Annotated in this window: 13 protein-coding genes; 6 read left to right on the plus strand and 7 right to left on the minus strand. The window is 64.2% G+C overall.

Features of this window, described 5'->3' with window-relative positions; all coding sequences use genetic code 11:
- Positions 1-69: 69 nt before the first annotated feature.
- Positions 70-927: a phosphoserine phosphatase SerB gene (gene serB / locus WBR68_RS02865; protein WP_050448554.1), complete on the minus strand. Its 858-nt coding sequence runs from the start codon at positions 925-927 to the stop codon at positions 70-72.
- Between the two features lie 24 nt (positions 928-951).
- Positions 952-4,416 (minus strand): transcription-repair coupling factor, encoded by a 3,465-nt coding sequence (mfd, locus tag WBR68_RS02870; RefSeq protein ID WP_230693496.1) that lies wholly within the window; start codon positions 4,414-4,416, stop codon positions 952-954.
- Positions 4,417-4,463: 47 nt separating this feature from the next.
- On the opposite strand from mfd, the gene ispD reads away from it, so the two are divergent.
- The 3 genes from ispD to WBR68_RS02885 all read left to right on the plus strand — a co-directional run bounded on the left by ispD (position 4,464) and on the right by WBR68_RS02885 (position 7,865).
- Positions 4,464-5,147 (plus strand): 2-C-methyl-D-erythritol 4-phosphate cytidylyltransferase, encoded by a 684-nt coding sequence (gene ispD, locus WBR68_RS02875; RefSeq protein ID WP_127183720.1) that lies wholly within the window; start codon positions 4,464-4,466, stop codon positions 5,145-5,147.
- Entirely contained in the window at positions 5,144-5,635 is a 492-nt protein-coding gene (gene ispF / locus WBR68_RS02880) for a 2-C-methyl-D-erythritol 2,4-cyclodiphosphate synthase (RefSeq protein ID WP_050448556.1), read from the plus strand. The genes ispD and ispF overlap by 4 nt, the downstream gene beginning before the upstream one ends.
- A 118-nt stretch (positions 5,636-5,753) precedes the next feature.
- Positions 5,754-7,865: a DUF4344 domain-containing metallopeptidase gene (locus WBR68_RS02885; RefSeq protein ID WP_230693474.1), complete on the plus strand. Its 2,112-nt coding sequence runs from the start codon at positions 5,754-5,756 to the stop codon at positions 7,863-7,865.
- Between the two features lie 109 nt (positions 7,866-7,974).
- Here WBR68_RS02885 and WBR68_RS02890 read toward each other — a convergent pair whose 3' ends face one another.
- The 4 genes from WBR68_RS02890 to risA form a co-directional block, all read right to left on the minus strand.
- Positions 7,975-8,442 carry a carboxymuconolactone decarboxylase family protein gene (locus tag WBR68_RS02890; RefSeq protein WP_230693497.1) on the minus strand — a complete coding sequence of 156 codons (468 nt, stop codon included), beginning with the start codon at positions 8,440-8,442 and terminating at the stop codon, positions 7,975-7,977.
- A 125-nt stretch (positions 8,443-8,567) separates the two neighbouring features.
- Positions 8,568-9,116, minus strand: coding sequence for a peroxiredoxin (locus tag WBR68_RS02895; protein ID WP_006217982.1), 549 nt, complete (start codon positions 9,114-9,116; stop codon positions 8,568-8,570).
- Between the two features lie 59 nt (positions 9,117-9,175).
- Positions 9,176-10,570, minus strand: coding sequence for a sensor histidine kinase RisS (gene risS, locus WBR68_RS02900; RefSeq protein WP_050448558.1), 1,395 nt, complete (start codon positions 10,568-10,570; stop codon positions 9,176-9,178).
- A 34-nt stretch (positions 10,571-10,604) separates the two neighbouring features.
- Positions 10,605-11,339 carry a response regulator transcription factor RisA gene (gene risA / locus WBR68_RS02905; RefSeq protein WP_003813882.1) on the minus strand — a complete coding sequence of 245 codons (735 nt, stop codon included), beginning with the start codon at positions 11,337-11,339 and terminating at the stop codon, positions 10,605-10,607.
- Between the two features lie 131 nt (positions 11,340-11,470).
- Between risA and tsaB the strand changes: the two genes are divergently transcribed.
- Together tsaB and WBR68_RS02915 are read left to right on the plus strand one after the other, a co-directional pair.
- A complete protein-coding gene (tsaB, locus tag WBR68_RS02910) occupies positions 11,471-12,778 on the plus strand; it encodes a tRNA (adenosine(37)-N6)-threonylcarbamoyltransferase complex dimerization subunit type 1 TsaB (RefSeq protein ID WP_230693475.1) in 1,308 nt (435 codons plus the stop codon).
- A complete protein-coding gene (locus tag WBR68_RS02915; protein ID WP_127183723.1) occupies positions 12,775-13,782 on the plus strand; it encodes a uracil-DNA glycosylase in 1,008 nt (335 codons plus the stop codon). Before tsaB ends, WBR68_RS02915 begins: the two co-directional genes overlap by 4 nt.
- A 75-nt stretch (positions 13,783-13,857) precedes the next feature.
- Here WBR68_RS02915 and lplT read toward each other — a convergent pair whose 3' ends face one another.
- Positions 13,858-15,171 carry a lysophospholipid transporter LplT gene (lplT, locus tag WBR68_RS02920; protein ID WP_050448561.1) on the minus strand — a complete coding sequence of 438 codons (1,314 nt, stop codon included), beginning with the start codon at positions 15,169-15,171 and terminating at the stop codon, positions 13,858-13,860.
- Positions 15,172-15,434: 263 nt separating this feature from the next.
- Here lplT and smc point away from each other — a divergent pair, with 263 nt between their 5' ends.
- A complete protein-coding gene (gene smc / locus WBR68_RS02925) occupies positions 15,435-18,968 on the plus strand; it encodes a chromosome segregation protein SMC (RefSeq protein WP_230693476.1) in 3,534 nt (1,177 codons plus the stop codon).
- The last annotated feature ends 22 nt before the right edge of the window (positions 18,969-18,990 follow it).

Here is an 18,990-nt window from a genome sequence, read left to right on the forward strand (position 1 = left end):
GGGCGCGGGAATGAAAATAGCCACCTTGATCGGTGGCTATTTTTTTGGAGTGTTGAAGCCCGGGCGAAATCAGCTTTCAAACCAGTTCAGCACACCGTCCAGCCCGGTGACGTTCAAGGCGAAGCGCGTTTGCTCGCGCACCACCGGCTTGGCGTGATAGGCCACGGGGAAGCCCGCGGCGCCCAGCATCAGCAAGTCGTTGGCGCCGTCGCCCATGGCGATGATCTGGTCTTTGGTGGCGCCGTGGGTGCGCGCGAATTCGCGCAGGTAGACGGCCTTGGCCTGCGCGTCCAGGATGTCGCCCAGCACGTGGCCGGTCAGCAGGCCGTTGTCGATTTCCAGCGTGTTGGCGTGGGCGCTGTCCAGCTTCAGGCGTTCGCGCAGGCGGTCGGTAAAGAAGGTGAAGCCGCCCGACACCAGCAGTACCTTGATGCCAGCTGCCTGCGCCGTGGAGATCAGCCGTTCGGCGCCGGGATTCAGGCGCAGCTTTTCCACATAGACCTGTTCCAGCGCTTCGGCGGGCACACCTTTGAGCAGCGCGACGCGGCGGCGCAGGCTTTCGGCAAAGTCCTTGATTTCGCCGCGCATGGCGGCTTCGGTGATCTCGGACACCTTGTCCTTCACACCCACCACGCCCGCGATCTCGTCGATGCATTCGATGTTGATCAGCGTGGAATCCATGTCCATCGCCAACACCTTGCAGCCAGACAGCTTCAGCCCGGCGGGCACGAACGCCACATCAACGCCCTGGCGTTCAGCCCAGGCCACGACTTCGGCACGGGTCAGGGCGTCGTGCTGAACGTCCAGCAAGCGGGCGGCGGTATTGCTGATGCGCGCCACGCCCTGGGCTTGGGCCATGGCGGCCAGTTGCTCGGCGTGTTCGATGCGTAGGCCGGGAGATTGGACGACAAGGTGATGGGTGGTCATAAGAAAATTGGGAAGGTCGTGGATTTACTTCAAGGCACGCAGCACGGCGCGGACGGCGTCAGAGCGGGCGGCGATTTGCGCTGCCTTGATCTCAACCCGCAATTTATCCTGTCCGGCCAGTTTGATGTTGCGTTGGCGCTGGACCAGTTCGATGATGCGCGCGGGGTCGACGCTGGTCTTGGGGCCGAACTGGATCAGCGCCTGGGTTTCGCTGGCGTCGATCTTGACGATGCCCAGCGGCTGCGCAGCCAGGCGCAGACGGTGCGTGGTCAAAAGCGTTTGCGCGGCTTCGGGCAGCTTGCCGAAGCGGTCGATCAGTTCTTCCTGGATGCGGATCAGGTCGTCTTCGTCGGCGGCGTGCGCCAGGCGCTTGTAGATGCCCAGGCGCGCGTGCACGTCGGCGCAGTAGTCGGACGGCAGCAGGGCCGGCGCATGCAGATTGACTTCGCAGGCCAGGTTGAAGGGCGCGTCCAGATCGGGCTCTTCGCCCGCGCGCAGCGCGCGCACGGCTTCGTTGAGCATCTCGTTGTACATCGAGAAGCCCACTTCCTGGATGTTGCCCGACTGCGAGTCGCCCAGCACTTCGCCCGTGCCGCGGATTTCCAGGTCGTGCATGGCCAGATAGAAGCCGGACCCCAGTTCCTCCATAGCCTGGATCGCTTCCAGGCGCTTTTTGGCATTGGTGGTGATGGCGTCTTCGCCAGGCGTCAGCAGATAGGCGTAGGCCTGGTGGTGCGAACGGCCCACGCGGCCGCGCAACTGGTGCAACTGCGCCAGCCCGAAGCGGTCGGCGCGGTGGATCACGATGGTGTTGGCGCTGGGCACGTCGATGCCGGTTTCGATGATGGTGGTACACAGCAGCACGTTGTAGCGCTGCTGGTAGAAGCCCTTCATCACCTGTTCCAGTTCGCGCTCGGGCATCTGACCGTGCGCCACCGCAATGCGCGCTTCCGGCACCAGTTCTTCCAGACGGGCGCGGCGGTTGTGGATGGTTTCCACCTCGTTGTGTAGGAAGTAGCACTGGCCGCCGCGCTTGAGTTCGCGCAATAGCGCTTCGCGCAGCGTGCTGCCGTCTTCGCGCCGCACGAAGGTCTTGATGGCCAGGCGCTTTTGCGGCGCGGTGGCGATGACGGAGAAATCCCGGATGCCTTCCAGCGACATGCCCAGCGTGCGCGGAATGGGGGTGGCCGTCAGTGTCAGCACGTCGACCTCGGCGCGCAGCGCTTTCAGCGCTTCTTTCTGGCGCACGCCAAAGCGGTGTTCTTCGTCGATGATGACCAGTCCCAGGCGTTTGAATTTCACGTCCTTGGACAGAATCTTGTGCGTGCCGATCACGATGTCGACCCGGCCGTCGTTGATGCCCTCGACGGCGGCGGCCACTTCCTTGGCGGAACGGAAACGCGACAGTTCCACCACGCGTACCGGCCAATCGGCGAAACGGTCGGAGAACGTCTGGGCATGCTGTTCGGCCAGCAGCGTGGTGGGGCACAGCAGGGCGACCTGCTTGCCGTTGGCCACGGCCAGGAAGGCGGCGCGCAAGGCCACTTCGGTCTTGCCAAAGCCCACGTCGCCGCAGACCAGCCGGTCCATCGGGCGGCCGGAGGTCATGTCGGCGATCACGGCTTCGATGGCGGCCGCCTGGTCCACGGTTTCCTCAAAGCCGAAGCCCTCGGCGAACGCCTGGTAATCGTTCAGTGGCAGGTTGAAGGCGAAACCCTCGCGCGCCGCGCGCTGCGCATACAGCGCCAGCAGCTCGGCGGCGGTGTCGCGCACTTGCTTGGCGGCCTTGCGGCGGGCCTTGTCCCACTGGCCGGAACCCAGTTGGTGCAGCGGCGCCGCGTCTGGGTCGGCGCCGCTGTAGCGGGCGATCACATGCAGTTGCGACACCGGCACGTAGAGCGTGCTGCCGTTGGCGTATTCAAGATGGAGGAATTCCATCTCGCCTTCGCCCATGTCCATGTTGACCAGGCCGTGGTAGCGGCCGATGCCGTGCTGCGCGTGAACGACGGGGTCGCCGGCGCGCAGTTCGGACAGGTCGCGCACCATGGCTTCGACGTTGCTGGCGCGTTCCTGGTCGCGCTTGCCACGGCGGCCCGTGTTGGCGTGGCCCGGGTACAGGTCGTTTTCGGTCAGGAAGGCCAGGTTGGCCTGGGGCAGGCCGAAGCCCGTGGCCAGCGGCGCGGCGACGATGCCGAAGTTGGCGTCCGACGCCAGGAAGGCTTCGATCGTGTCGGGCTGCGCGTCTGGCGTGACGCCGAATTCGTTCAGCATCTGCACCAGGGTCTCGCGCCGGCCGGCGGAGTCGGCGCACAGCAGCACGCGGGTCTGGCTCGTTTGGACCAAGGCGCGCAGCTTGGCGATGGGGTCGTCGGAACGGCGCGCCACGCTGACGTCGGGCACGGCGCGGAAATCGGGATGCGGGTCGCCGGCCGTCAAGGACAGGCGGCGGAATTCCTTAAGCCGCGTGTACAGCGTTTCGTTATCCAGGAACAACGCCGAGGGCGGCAGCACGGGGCGCTCGCGGTCGCTCTTGAGGAAGTTGTAGCGGCTGGAGGTGTCTTGATTGAAGCGCTGGATGGCGTCGTCGATATCGCCGATGGTGACGGTGACCGTGCCCGTGGTCAGGTAATCGAACAGCGTGGCGGTTTCTTCGAAGAACAGCGGCAGGTAGTACTCGACGCCCGCGAACGGGATGCCGTTGCCGATATCTTTATAGGGTAGGGCGCGGGATGGATCGCCCTCGAATATTTCGCGAAAGCGCGCGCGGAAACGGGTGCGCGAGTCTTCGTCCATGGGGAACTCGCGGCCGGGCAGCAACTGCACTTCGCGCACGGGGTACAGGCTGCGCTGGGTGTCTACGTCGAAGCTGCGGATGGTCTCGATTTCGTCGTCGAACAGGTCCAGCCGGTAGGGCACGACCGAGCCCATGGGGAACAGGTCGATCAGGCCGCCCCGCAGGCAGAATTCGCCCGGCGCGGTGACCTGGGTCACGTGGTTGTAGTTGGCCAGCGTCAACTGCGCGCGCAGGGCCGCTTCGTTCAGCTTGTCTTTCTGCTTGAACGAAAACGTGTAGGCGGCCAGAAACGAAGGCGGCGCCAGGCGGTACAAGGCGGTGGTGATGGGCACCGTCAGCACGTCCACCGTCTTCATCATCAGCGAATGCAGCGTGTGCAGGCGCTGGGAAATCAGATCCTGGTGCGGAGAAAAGGCGTCGTAGGGCAGCGTTTCCCAGTCGGGCAGCTGGCTGACCCGCATGTCCGGCGCGAATAGCTGGATTTCTTCGGCCAGCCGCTGGGCTTCTACCGGTTCGGCGGTCAGGATGACCACGGGCACGGACGCCTGACGCGCCAGGTCCGCCAGCAGCCAGGCGTCTCCCGAGCCGGGCGGCCGGGGCTGCGCATAGCGCGCGCCGATTTTCAGCGCGGACAAAGTGGAGGCGGTCGCGGGGACGGGCGGCGCGGCGGTGGCGGGGGATGTGGGGGTGGGCATCAGGGTGGAAGCAGGCATCAAGCGGAAGATTATAAAATCACCGCACCATGTCTGACTCAATCATTGCAATCGTTCCCGCCGCGGGCGTTGGCGCCCGCGCCAGCCAGCCCGGCGCAGAACCCGTGCCCAAGCAATATCGTCCATTGGCCGGACAGCCCATGCTGCGCCATGCGGTGCTTGCCTTGCTGGCCGATGATCGTGTGTCCCAGGTGCGGGTGGCGGTGACGCCGGGCGATGGCTGGGTTGACGCCGCGCTGGCGGGTTTGCCGCGCACCGTGTGGCGCGCATGCGGTGGCGCGACGCGGGCCGATACCGTGGCTGGCGCGCTGGCCGATAGCGGCGTGGCTGACGATACCTGGGTGCTGGTGCACGATGCCGCTCGGCCCGGATTGCCAGAAGGCGCGCTGCGCCGCTTGATCGACGCCTGCCTGGCGGACCCCGTGGGCGGCCTGCTGGCGTTGCCCGTGGCCGACACCGTCAAGGGCGGGCACGATCGCGTCGAGCGCACGTTGGATCGTAATGGCCTGTGGCTGGCGCAGACGCCGCAAATGTTTCGGGCCGGCGTGCTGCGCGATGCGCTGACGGCGGCCTCCGTGAATGGCGTGACCGTTACCGACGAAGCCTCCGCGCTAGAGGCGGCCGGCTACGCGCCATTGCTGGTCCCCGGCGCCTTGCGCAACTTCAAGGTGACGTGGCCGGATGATTTCGAACTGATGGAAAAATGGCTATGAGCATTCCTTTTCGCGTTGGGCAGGGCTTTGACGTGCATGCCTTGGTTGAAGGCCGGCCGCTGATCATCGGCGGCGTCACGATCCCGCACACGCATGGCTTGCTGGGCCATTCCGATGCCGACGTGTTGCTGCACGCCATTACTGATGCGCTGCTGGGCGCGGCGGGCCTGGGCGACATCGGGCGGCATTTTCCGGATACCGATCCTGCTTTCAAGGGCGCGGACAGCCGCGTGCTGTTGCGCGAAGCCATGGCGCGCGTGCGCGCCGCGGGCTGGACGCCGGTCAACATCGACGCGACGCTGCATGCGCAGGCCCCCAAGATCGGCCCGCACGCGCCCGCCATGGTCAAGAATATTGCGGCCGACACCGGGCTGGCCGAAGCCGATGTGAACATCAAGGCCAAGACGAACGAAGGCCTGGGTTACCTGGGTCGCAAGGAGGGCATCGCCGCCACCGTTGTCACGCTGCTGGCCCGGACGGACGCGTAATCGACGCGTGATCGTGCCTGCCATTTACGTTGGCATACATCTTTAACAAATAAATAAGCGGGTCCGTATGATTCGGAATATTCTGCGCGCTACCTAAATCTGATCATGAGAAATTCGGATGCATTTACGTGGCGCAGCCCTGCTTTTCGTCCTTGGTGCAGCGTGTGCCCCGGCGCACGCCGAATTTGAACAGCAGCTTGGGCCTCTTGCGGGCACGGTCAGGCAGCAGTTGTTGCAGGGGTGGACGGCAGGTGTGCAGGATGGCTGGTTCACCTTGCAGAACAAGGCCACGCCCGGTAGCGAGCAAACGCTGTATGTGAATGCCGGCCCCGCGCCGGATGCCGGCCGCATCACTGACGTCAATGTGGTCGTCAGTTCGCAAAACCCCAAGGCTTCCATCGGCGTTGTCTTGAACAACCGCCCGCGCAAAAGCCTGTGCCTGCTTGAGATTTCGGCAGACAAGAATACGCAGCTCTTCTGTCTGGAAGGCCAGAACCGCCGCGATTTCGGCTCGGTGCCCAACGTGGCCAAGCTGGACGGCTCGGACCGCATCAAAGTGGTTGAAGTGCCCGGCGCCGCGCGCTTCATCGTGAATGGCCAGAAGATCGGCGACGTTGCCGATGTGCCCGCGCTGGGTGGCGACATCGGCATCATGGCGTATGACGTTGGCACGTTCGGTGTTGCGGACTTTGCCATCACCACCAATAAGGGCACCCCGCAAGCCGCGGCAAATCCGCCTGCCGGACTGCCGCCACGGACCGGACTGCCTCCTCGTGGTGGCGGCACGGGCGCCAGTCCGCAGAACACGGCACCGCCCGCCGCGCCGCCGCAGTCGGCACCGGCGCAAGGCAGCAATAATTCCGGCTTGCAGGGTGCGGGTCCGTACCCCCGTTTCGGCGGCGACACCGAGCGTATCGTCGCGGTGTACATCGGCCTGATGAAGAGCATTTTCATGCACGAATTCGGCCATGCCCTGATCGGTGAATTGGAATTGCCGTCGACGGGCGCGGAAGAAGACGCGGTGGATATTTACGCGGCCCTGCAGATCGTGGAACCCACCATGTACCCGTCGGGCAGCAAGGACGTGGACCGCATGGCCCGCGAAGCCGCCACCTATGCCGCCTTGCAGTGGTACTACAGCGGCAAGCTTTCCGAGGGCAAGGGCCAGGCTCCCTCGGCATGGCAGGACGAGCACACCGGCGACCTGAAGCGCTTTCGCAACATGCTGTGCATCATGTATGGCGGCAACCCCGAAGTGTTTGAATCCGTGGTGCGCCAGACCGGCTTTGAAGACCGCACCAAGGCGCGTTGCACCGACGAATTCAACAAGCAGAATCGCGCCTGGCGCAAGATTCTGGCGCCTCATACCCGTGTGGGAACCTGGACGCCCGATGGTTTGCAGCCCGCCAACGCGCCTGGCGCGCCGGTGAACGTGGTATTTGAACCGTCCACGCGCAAGATCGGCAACCTGTTCGCCAAGCACCTGTCGGACGCCATCAGCGAAAACATCAAGCTCTTGGGCAAGACGTATGTGCTGCCGCGCCCCGTGAATGTGGTCTTTAAGGACTGCGGCAAGCTGAACGCCTGGTACAGCCCGCGCGAAGGCTCGATCACCATGTGCTATGAGCTGATCGAGAACATCGCGGTGATGATTTCGGACATTGAAATGGGCACCGTGGGCGGCGAAGTGGTCGCCAAGGATGGTTCGGCGCCGCCGCCCCGCCAGCAATCGCCCGCGGGACAAGGGCAGGGCGCTACCGCGCCGACCGGCGCCTTTGATGAACTGAAAGACAGCGGTGTGCCGGCCACCACCTTGCTGTTCACGGCGCCCTACAAAGGACCGACGCCTATTCAGCACTACCGCGCCAAGGTCATCACCACCAAGGACCTGGTGCCGCTGATCACGAACAACAAGAATATTGTCATCGTCGATACCAGCGGGCTGCGCGATACGCTGCCCATCGCCTATCCGCTGGCCGACGCGGGCTCGGACGGCAGCGTCAAGGACCACCTGCAAAGCGCGCTGGATGACTGGCTGTTGAAGAAGGCGGGCGGTAATCGCGGCGTACCCATTGTGCTGATGGGCGCCAGCATGAATGATCGATCGTCGTATAACGCAGCCTTGCGCGTGGGTACGCTGGGCTGGGATGCCTACTGGTACCGGGGCGGCATGGAGGCCTGGGTGGCCAATGGCTTGCCGACGGCACCGGTGAAGCCCGCGCAGAACTAAGCCTCGCGGTCCAGCGGATAGCGGCAAGCGATAAAAAGCCCGCCTGTTTCTATGCAGGCGGGCTTCTTCGTTTTCAGGCCGAGTGTTCAGCCCCAGCCTTCGGACCGGCTTACTTGCCTTGGGCGGCCAGCGCCAGGGCGGCGGCGTTGACGACCGCGGCAATCCGACCGGCGTCGCGCAGTTGTTCCGTCGACAGGCCGTCATTCTTCAGGTTTTCGTAGTGCGAGGCCACGCAGAAATGGCACTTGCCAATGATCGAAGCGACCAGCGCAAACAGTTCGAAGCGCTTTTTCTCGACGCCGCCATGGGTGGCGTAGGCGTTCATGCGCAACTGGGCGGGCAGGCTCTTCAGGTTGGCGTCACCGGTCATTTCCACATAGGGATACCAGGTGTTGTTCATGCCCATCAGCGCGGACGCGGTCAGTGCGGCGTTGGCATCGCCTTCCGACAAGCCGCTTTTGAAGGCCTCGACCAGCACCGGGCTGCGAGCGGCATAAGCGGCCGACAGGGCGGCGCCCACGGCGTCTTCCGGCGCCAGGGTCGAACGGGCAATCACGGCGTCCAGATTCAGGCGGATATCCTTGGCCTAATCCGGGAGCTGTTCCTTAATGGTAGTAAGAAATTCCATAGTTTTTACCTATAATCTAGAGCAATGAAAGCCCAGCGAGGAGCCTGCAAGCAGGCCCCGGGCCGGGCTGGAAATTACAGCGTGGCGCCGCCAACCGTACGGTTGCACGGGCACAGTTCGTCGGTTTGCAGACCGTCGAGCAGACGCAGAACTTCTTCCGGGTTACGGCCGACGTTCAGGTTGTTCACCGAAACGTGCTGGATCGTGTTGTCCGGATCAACGATGAACGTGGCGCGCAGGGCAACGCCAGCACCCTTTTCGCGGACGCCCAGTTGGTCGATCAGGGCACCGGTGGTGTCACCGAATTGGTAGTGGCCCAGCTTGTTCAGGTCCGGATGCTCACGGCGCCATGCCAGCTTGACGAATTCGTTGTCGGTGGAGCCGCCCAGCAGGACGGCGTCGCGGTCTTCGAAATCCTTGGCCAGCTTGTTGAAGCCGACGATTTCGGTCGGGCACACAAACGTGAAGTCTTTCGGGTAGAAGTAGATCACCTTCCACTTGCCGGGGAACGAGCTTTCGGTGATGTCTTCAAACGCCGACACGCCATTTTCTTCGTGCTGGTTGAAGCCGGGCTTGACGCCGGTGACCTTGAAGGGCTCGAGTTTGTCGCCAACAGTTTTCATGTTTACTCCCAGTAGTTGTTGGTGGAGATAAGGCAGTGCCTCAAACCATAAATTCTACGCTATGGATTATCGTTGTCTAATTGATAATTCCTAAACTTGGCTTTGGGCAACTCTATCCGCGCGGTCAGTCCGCCGCCCTCGCGCGGCAGCATCCGCAGCGACCCGCCGACGTGCTTGAGCAAGCGTTCAACAATGGCCAGACCCAGCCCCGCGCCGCTGACACCGGTGCGCGCGGCCTCGCCGCGCGAGAAGGGCCGCAGCAAGCGGTCGACATCTTCGGGCGCAATGCCCGGGCCACGGTCGCAGACTTCGATCACGATCATGCCGCCTTCGGCTTGCAGCGTCATGACAAGATGGGCCATGCCGTCGGTGGACCGGCCATAACGGCGCGCGTTCTCGATCAAATTGCTGACCACGCGCTTCAGGTCCAGCGCCGTGATCCGGGCGCGCAACCCGGGTTCCAAGGATGCCTCGAGTTCGCCGCCCAGCGACGCGGTGTGGCTGCGTTCTCGTTCGTACAGTTCGGCCAGCACTGCCGAGATGTCCGTCGCCAGTTGCGGCAGCGAACCGGCCGGCCGCGCGTATTCCATCAGTTGCCCGATGCTGTGATCGATCTGGCCCAGGTCTTCGTCAATAGCCTGGCGCGCGTCTTCCGACACACCGCTAAGTTCGATCTCCAGCCGCATGCGCGCAAGCGGGGTGCGCAGGTCGTGGGAGATCCCCGCCAGCATCAGCTCGCGATCGGCCTCGGCTTGCCGCAAGTCCTTGGCCATCCGGTTGAACGAGGCGTTCAGGTCGCGGATTTCCAGCGGGCCTTGTTCCGGCAAGGCCGCGGGAGTCTCGCCACGAGACAACACCTGGGCCGCGCGTGCGAGCCGCGACAGGGGCCGGTTCACGAACCCCACGCTGACCGCCGCGCCGACAAGGGAAAGCAGCAACGCCGTGGCGCCCCATCCCAGCCATTCGATCCCGCCTGTCAGCCCGATCTGCTCTCGCTCGAACACCAGCCAGTACAGGTCTTTTTCAATCTGGAAGCTGACCCAGAAGCCGGGTACCTGGTTCACCCCCCAGGCGATCTGAGTTTCCGGACCGAAGCGCGTGCGGATATGCTGGGCCACCCGTTGCCAGTAATCGTCGTCGGGCAGGGCCTCGGCAAAGTCAGTGACTTCGCGCGGATAGACCTGAATGCCCTCGTTCGTGGCCAGGTCAAGCAGGAGCTTGCTGCGTTCGCCGTTCTGGGAATAGATGAGCGCCGTGCGCGTGATATTGACGGCCGTGATCACCCGCTGCGCCATTTGATTGGCGCGCGGTCCCAGCTCCATGCTGAAAAATACTTGTAGCCACGCGCCCAGGCTGACCAGCATCAGTGCGGCAAGCAGCAGGAACGTGCGGCCGAACAAGCCGAGCCGCAAACGTGAAGTCAGGTTCCTGAAGGTTCTGCGCAAGCGGGGCACGAGGCTGCGCTCCTGCCCAGGGCGGGCGACCCGGTCAGCTACCACCGTCCGGCACAAACACGTATCCAAGACCCCAAACGGTCTGGATGAACACGGGCTTGGACGGATTGGGTTCGATCAGCTTGCGCAGGCGCGAGATCTGAACGTCAAGGCTGCGATCGAAAGCTTCGTATTCGCGGCCGCGCGCCAGTTCCATGAGCTTGTCGCGGGACAGGGGAATCTTCGGATGGCGCGCAAACACCTTGAGCACCGAGAATTCACCCGTGGTGATGGGCACTTGTTCGCCGTTGCGCGTGAGCGTACGGGTGGACAAGTTCAGCACGTAGGGGCCGAAGGCGATGGATTCGTTCTCCTGGCTGGGGGCGCCGGGATGTTCCTCGGTGCCGCGGCGGCGCAGGATCGCGTTGATCCGTGCCAGCAGTTCCCGGGGGTTGAACGGTTTGGACAGGTAATCGTCCGCGCCCATCTCCAGGCCCACGATGCGGTCGATTTCTTCCGCCTTGGCCGTGAGCATGATGATGGGGGTATTGTCGTGGCCACCGCGCAGCCGGCGACAGATGGACAGGCCATCTTCGCCGGGCAGCATCAGATCCAGCACGAGCAAGTCAAAGTGCTCGCGTTGCCAGAGTTTGCCCATCTCTTTGGCGTCTTCGGCGACGAAAACGTTGAATCCCTGCTCGGACAAATACCGGCGCAGCAAATCGCGCAAGCGCGGATCATCGTCGACGACGAGGATTTTTCGGGTGGGGGTGGTGTTTTGCGTATTCATGGCCGGAAATGTAACAGTGACAAGAACCAGCGGCTAGTGGGCGTTCACAAGATATTACACATTGCGAACCATGGTTGAAATCCCCCTTACAACCGGGGGCGGAGCCGCCGTATTTCGTACAATCTGCATCTATGGAACTAAACCTGCTGGCTTTGGAAACGTCTTCGTCCCGTTGTGGGGTGGCCCTTTTGCGCGTGCTCAATGGCCGCCTGGAGGTCTCGACCCGCGAACACGAGGGTTCTCAAGAGCACGCGGAACGGCTTTTGCCGATGGCCGGCGAGCTTTTGGCGGAGTCCGGCCTGACGCCGGACGCGCTGCACGCCGTGGCGTTCGGGCAGGGGCCGGGCGGTTTTACCGGCTTGCGCGTGGCTTGTGGCGTGGCGCAAGGCATGGGCTTGGGGCTGGGTATTCCCGTGGTGCCCGTGGTGTCGCACCAGGCGGTCGCCGCTCAGGTGGCCGATGCCACGCCGGCAGACGCCATCATTGTCGCGCTGGATGCCCGCATGAGCGAGGTTTATCTTGCGGTCTACCGCCGCCAGCAGGCCGCCACGGTCGCCGATGCCGGCTGGGACGTCCTGCAAGCGCCATTGCTGATTGCGGCGGCCGAAGTGGTGCCCTGGGCCACGCATTATCTGAACCAATGGTCGGCCAAGGCCGGCCAGACGCTGCAGCCACTGCTGGCGGGCGATGCCTGGGATGCCTACGCGTCCGACATGACCCCACCCACAGCGTGGCGCCGCGCCTCGGATGCGTTGCGCCCCGAAGCAGCCAGCGTGGCCCGCCTGGCGCGCCAGGCTTGGTTGCGCGGCGAAGCGCTGCCGCCCGAGGAAGCTGCGCCGCTGTACGTGCGCGACAAGGTTGCTTTCACCACCGCCGAGCGCATGCGCGGCGAGGGCGGCAACCCCAAGGCACAGGCTGCGCTGGCGTCGCAGGCCCCCCAACCCCCCGAAAACCCCGCCATCCCCGAAACTCCCGCAGCCCCGCTGCCGCTGACGCAAGCCGACCTGGACGAAGTGGTGGCGCTGGAAGCGCAAGTACAGGCGTTTCCCTGGACGCGCGGCAATTTTGCGGACGCGCTGGCGTCGGGCTACGGTGCCTGGGTGTTGCGGCGCGAGGGCAAGGTAGCGGCTTTTTGCATTTTGATGTTCGCGCCTGACGTGGCGCATCTGCTGGTGATCGCCGTGTCCAAACATTTGCATCGTCAAGGCCTGGGCGGCATCTTGCTGGACTGGTGTGAGCAGCAAGCGCGTGAGCGCGGGCTGGAAGGCGTGTTGCTGGAGGTGCGCCCGTCCAATACCTCGGCGGTCAGTTTCTACCAGCACCATGGTTATTTGCAGATCGGCGTGCGACGGGGGTATTACCCCGCTGAAAAGGGCGCACGCGAAGATGCGCTGGTGATGCAGAAGCGCTTTAACGCCGTGGCTGAGGTGGCGGCATGAGCCTGCCAACCCCCGCGACCGCGCCGCGCGTCAATCCGCTACAGCGGATCTGGCTGCGCGAAATCGGCATGGAGCGCCTGTGGTTAAGGCCGGCGCCCGTCGTCACTCCCCCGGCTGCCACGGTTCCGGTTGCGGGCCCTTCGGCTGACATGGCTTCCGCCGTCACGTCGCAAGCCCCTGTTTCAAAAGCAGTTTCTCCCGTTCCGCCTGCTGCGCCGACGATTGCCGCGAACGCGGTGGCACCTGCCGCCGCCGTGACGCAAGACGCTGGCGCCGCGGTCGAACAGCCTGCGCAGGTCGTCGTTCCCACGGGGCGGGCCACGGGGCGTCCGACCATCCCGGCATCCATCCTGAACCGTAGCGGGCCGCCACCGCGCCCGGTCCCCAAGACCGTGGAGGACGAAGCCGTCGAAGCACCGCGTGTTCCGGTGGCCGAGGCCGTCAAGAACGCCACCCTGGACGAATTGCGCGAGCAGGTCGTGGCATGCACGGCTTGTGGCCTGTGCCAGGGACGCCGCCACGCGGTATTTGGTCAGGGGGCGACGCCTACTCGTTGGCTGGTCGTCGGCGAAGCGCCTGGCGAGCAAGAGGACCGGCAGGGCCACCCTTTCGTGGGGCGTTCCGGGCAGTTGCTGGACGCGATGCTGGCCGCCGTGGGCATGAGCCGCGACACCGATGTCTTCATCACCAACGTGATCAAGTGCCGTCCGCCGGGCAACCGCAATCCCAAGCCCGAGGAAATCGCGTCGTGCAGCCCCTATCTGATGCGGCAAATTGCCTTGCTCAAACCCGAGCGCATCCTGGTGCTGGGCCGCTTCGCGGCGCAGACGCTGCTGGGCACGGACGCCACGATCGGTAGCCTGCGCGGCCGTGTGCATCAGTTGAAAACGGACGACGGCGAGATTCCGCTTATCGTCAGCTATCACCCGGCCTATCTACTGCGCAGCCCGTCTGAAAAGGCGCGTGCCTGGCAAGACCTGAAGCTGGCGTCCCAAATGGTTTGATACCGGCTCGGTGCCAGAACGAAAAAAAACGGGGGATGGTTAACATCCCCCGTTTTTGTCTTTCAGATCAATCGCTTAGTGCGTGGAGTCCAGCGCGCGCCCGTGGCCTTCCTGGCCAATTTGCTCGTGCAGGTTGGGGTCGGCCTGCATGTTGCGCTTGCTCCAGCGCATGAACACCACCATCAGCACCGCAACAACGGTGCCGAAGATGACGATGATGATGTTGATGGGCAGTTGCAGCCACAGCAGCAACGTGTACATCGCAACCATCAACAGAATGTTGAGCTGCTCGTTGAAATTCTGTACGGCGATGGAATGGCCCGCCGACAGCAGCACGTGGCCGCGATGTTGCAGCAGGGCGTTCATCGGCACCACGAAGAAGCCGGCCAGGCCGCCCGTGATAAGCAGCAGCAGATAGACGCTCCAGGGCGAATAGACCAGCGGCATCAGCAATACCACCAGCCCCATGGCGGCGCCCACCGGCAACACGCTCAGCGCGCGGCGCAGCGGAATGCGGCCGGCCAGGATGGAACCCACCACCGTACCCAGAGCAGCCACGCCCATCAGCATCGAGGCTTTGTCCAATTGATAGCCCAGGTGGCTGCGGCCCCATTCGATGACGATGAGTTGCAGCGTGGCGCCCGCGCCCCAGAACAGCGTGGTGACGGCCAGCGAAATCTGCCCGAGCTTGTCTTTCCAGAGCACGCAGACGTAGCCCCAGAAGGTGCGCATCAGCCGAACCGGGTTTTTCTGCTGCGGCGGATAACGCACATGGGTGCGCGGAATCAACAGATTGCAAAGCGCTGCCAGCAGATACACGAAGGCGATCACCAGGATGGCGGCTTCGGCCGGCGTGTGCACCAGGCTGCCGATGACGGAATGGCTGAGCAGCGCGGTGGATACCGACGACGAGATCAGCAGGCCACCCAGCACCGTGCCCAGGATGATGGAGAAGACCGTCAGGCCCTCGATCCAGCTATTGCCCTTGACCAGCATGTGCGGGGGCAGCATTTCGGTGACGATGCCGTACTTGGCGGGGGAGTACGCGGCGGCGCCGATGCCCACGACGGCATAGGCCGCGCACACCAGATAGGTTTGGTATTCAGGGGCGACGCCGATGCTGGCGTACGAGAACATCAGCAGGCAGCCCGCCACCTTCAGGGCGTTGGTGGAGAACATGACGCGGCCCTTGGGAAACGAGTCCGCCAGGGCGCCGACAAAGGCCGCCAGCACCACATAAGCCAGCGCGAACGACCATTTCATCATGGGCGCCAACCAGTCGGGGCCGTGCAGCTCCTGTATCAAGGCGATGGCTGCGATGAACAGCGCATTGTCCGCCAATGACGAGAAGGCCTGCGCGGCCATGACCAGATAAAAACCACGTTTCAAGAATGTCCCCGTTCTTTGGCCAGCGCCCGGCCTGTCAGCGTGAAAATTATGTGTCGTGCCAAAAAGTGTCAGGGAGTATAGCCGGTGCCTTGCCGCGCGCTATTGCGCGTTTGCCCGCGAGTTGACCGTTGCTGACGTTTGGCCAGGGACTGCCTGCGGTATCATACGACCCATATGTGAGCCGGCCCTTCTTGGGCCGGTTTGCAATCTGTGCGGCAGGTCCGTTAACGCCTTTCGTCAACCCACCCCGTCGTCATCGTACTGTGCGTCTTACTCAGCTAAAACTCGCCGGCTTCAAGTCCTTCGTCGATCCCACCGTGATTCCCGTGCCCAGCCAATTGGTCGGCGTGGTGGGTCCGAACGGCTGCGGAAAGTCGAACATCATCGACGCCGTCCGCTGGGTGCTGGGCGAGGCCAAGGCCTCGGAACTGCGCGGCGAGTCCATGCAGGACGTCATTTTCAACGGCTCGGGTAACCGTAAGCCCGCCGCCCGGGCCTCGGTGGAAATGGTGTTTGACAACAGCGAAGGGCGCGCCGCCGGCCAGTGGAGCACCTACGCCGAAATCGCCGTGCGCCGGGTCCTGACCCGGGACGGCACCAGCAGCTATTTCGTCAATAACCAGCAGGTTCGGCGCCGCGACATTCACGACATCTTCCTGGGCACCGGCCTGGGCGCGCGCGGCTACGCCATCATCGGGCAGGGCATGATCAACCGCCTGATCGAGGCGCGCCCTGAAGAACTGCGGGTGTTCCTGGAAGAAGCGGCCGGCGTGTCGCGCTACAAGGAACGCCGCCGCGAGACCGAAAACCGCTTGTCCGACACGCGTGAAAACCTGACCCGCGTCGAAGACATCCTGCGTGAACTCAATAGCCAGCTTGAAAAGCTGGAGGCCCAGGCCGAAGTTGCCACGCGCTACCGCGAGCTTCAGGCCGACGGCGAAAAGAAGCAGCATTCCCTGTGGTTCCTGAAGGAAACCGGGGCGCGCGAAGAGCGCGCCAAGAAGGCCCAGGAAATGGCGCAGGCCCAGAACGAACTGGAAGCCGCCATTGCCGGTCTGCGGGCGGGCGAGGCTGCGCTGGAATCCCGCCGTCAGGCCCATTACGCGGCCAGCGACGCGGTGCATACCGCGCAGGGCGCGCTATACGAAGCCAACGCCCAGGTCAGCCGCCTGGAAGCCGAAATTCGCCATGTGGTGGATTCCCGCAACCGCCTGCAGTCGCGTCGCGACCAGCTTCAGCAGCAGATCGCGGAATGGACCAGCCAGCGCGAGCATTGCACTGAACAAATCGCTCAGGCCGAAGACGACCTGGCCGCCGCCGCTGCCCGCACCGAAGAGGCGCGCGCCGCCGCGGAAGACGCCCAGGCCGGCCTGCCCTCGGTTGAACAACGCGTGCGCGAAGCCGCGTCCGGCCGCGACGAGATGCGCGCCGCCCTGGCCCGCGTCGAACAGAACCTGGCGCTGGTCGCCCAGACCCAGCGCGACGCCGATCGCCAGATGCAGGTGCTGGAGCAGCGTCGTGAGCGCTTGCAGCAGGAACTGCGTGAGCTGCACGCCCCGGATCCCATCCGCCTGGAACAATTGGCGGGCGACCGCCTGGCCGGCGAAGACCAACTGCAAGAAGCCCAGGAAGAACTGGCCACGCTGGAAGGCCGCGTACCGGAAGCGGATGCCGAGCGCAGCCGCGCCCAGGCCGCCGCGCAGACCGACGCCCAGAACCTGGCTCGCCTTGAGGCCCGCCTGTCGGCCTTGGTGAAGTTGCAGGAAGACGTGCAGAAGCAGGGCGCCCTGGAACCCTGGCTGGCCAAGCACGAGCTTGCCGGGCTTTCGCGCCTGTGGCAGAAACTGCATGTGGAGCCGGGTTGGGAAACTGCCCTGGAATCCGCGCTGCGCGAACGCATGGCCTCGATGGAGGTGCGCAACCTGGATTGGGCCCGCGCCTTCGCCGAAGACGCGCCGCCCGCCCGCTTGGCGTTTTACCAATTGCCTGTGGCGGCCCCCGTGCCGCCCGCGCCCGCCGGCCTGACTTCGTTGGCCAGCCTGCTGCGCATCACGGATCCCGACCTGCGCACGCTGTTGAATGAATGGCTGGCCGGTATCTACACCGCCACCGACGTCACCCAGGCCCTGGCCATGCGGGCAACCTTGCCAGCGGGCAGCGCCTGCGTGGTCAAGGCGGGTCACCTGATTGACGCGCACAGCGTCCGCTTTTATGCGCCCGACTCCGAACAGGCCGGCCTCTTGGCCCGCCAGCAGGAAATCGAAAACCTGCAACGCGAGATCAAGGCGCAACAACTGATCGCGGATCAGGCCCGCGCCGCCGTTGCCCGTGCTGAAGCGGCCTGGCAGCAGGTCACGCAGGCCATCGCCCCGGCGCGTACGCGCGTGGCCGAGGTCACGCGCCGGGTGCATGACATCCAGTTGGAGCACTCGCGGCTGCAGCAGCAGGCAGAACAATCCGGTGAACGCGCCTCGCGTCTGCGCCAGGACCTGGAAGAAATCAAGGTCCAGGAAGAAGACTTGCGGGCCACCCGCGAAGAAGCCGAAGCGCGTTTTGAGACGCTGGACGAAGAACTGGCCGAGCATCAGTCGCGCTTTGCCGATGCCGAAATCGATGGCGAAACCCTGGCTGCCCAGGCTGAAGCCGCCCGCACGCGCCTGCGCGAGCTGGAGCGCGCCGCCCAGGAGGCCGAATTCGCCGAGCGCGGCATCCAGGTCCGCATCACCGACCTGCAACGCAATCAGCAATTGGCCGCCGACCAAAGCCAGCGTGGCGCGGTTGAGCTGGAACAACTGATGGGCGATCTGGTCGAGTTGGACGCCTCGGCGTCGCAAGCCGGTTTGCAGGATGCCCTGGAAGCCCGCGCCGAGCGCGAAGAAGCGCTGTCGCGTGCCCGCCAGGAACTGGAAAACCTGGCCGCCTTGCTGCGCGGGGCCGACGAAGACCGCCAGCAGCAAGAGCAAACGCTGGAACCGCGCCGTGCGCGCATCATGGAACTGCAATTGCAGGAACAGGCCGCCCGCCTGGCCGAAGAGCAGTTCACCGAGCAATTGAACGCGCGCGAAGTCGACCGCGAGGCGCTCGCCCAAGACCTGGCCAATCAGCCGGACGAATGGCGCCGCGCCAGTTGGCTGCAACAGGAAGTGGGGCGGATCTCGCGCCAGATCGAATCGTTGGGCTCGGTCAACCTGGCGGCTTTGGACGAACTGAATACGTCGCGCGAACGCAAGGGCTTCCTGGATTCGCAACACCAGGACTTGATGACCGCCATCGAGACCCTGGAAGACGCCATCCGCAAGATCGACCGCGAAACGCGCGAGCTGCTGCAAGAGACGTTCAACATCGTGAACGGCCACTTCGGCGAACTCTTCCCCAAGCTCTTTGGCGGGGGCGAGGCCAAGCTCAGCATGACCGGCGAAGAAATCCTGGACGCGGGCGTGCAGGTGATGGCGCAGCCCCCCGGCAAGCGCAACAGCACGATCCACCTGCTTTCCGGTGGCGAAAAAGCGCTGACCGCAACCGCGCTGGTGTTTGCGCTGTTCAAGCTGAACCCGGCGCCGTTCTGCCTGCTCGATGAGGTGGACGCGCCGTTGGACGACGCCAATACGGAACGCTATGCGAACCTGGTCGCCAACATGAGCGAACAAACCCAATTCCTTTTCATTTCGCACAACAAGATCGCCATGCAGATGGCCAAGCAACTGATCGGCGTAACCATGCAAGAGCAAGGGGTTTCGCGTATCGTTGCGGTAGACATAGATTCGGCCGTGCAAATGATGGCCTCCGAAGCGGCATAAACCCTCTATTTAGAATGGCGCC

This window comes from Achromobacter sp. JD-1 (genome assembly GCF_038594925.1).
Lineage (GTDB): Bacteria > Pseudomonadota > Gammaproteobacteria > Burkholderiales > Burkholderiaceae_B > Achromobacter > Achromobacter spanius_C.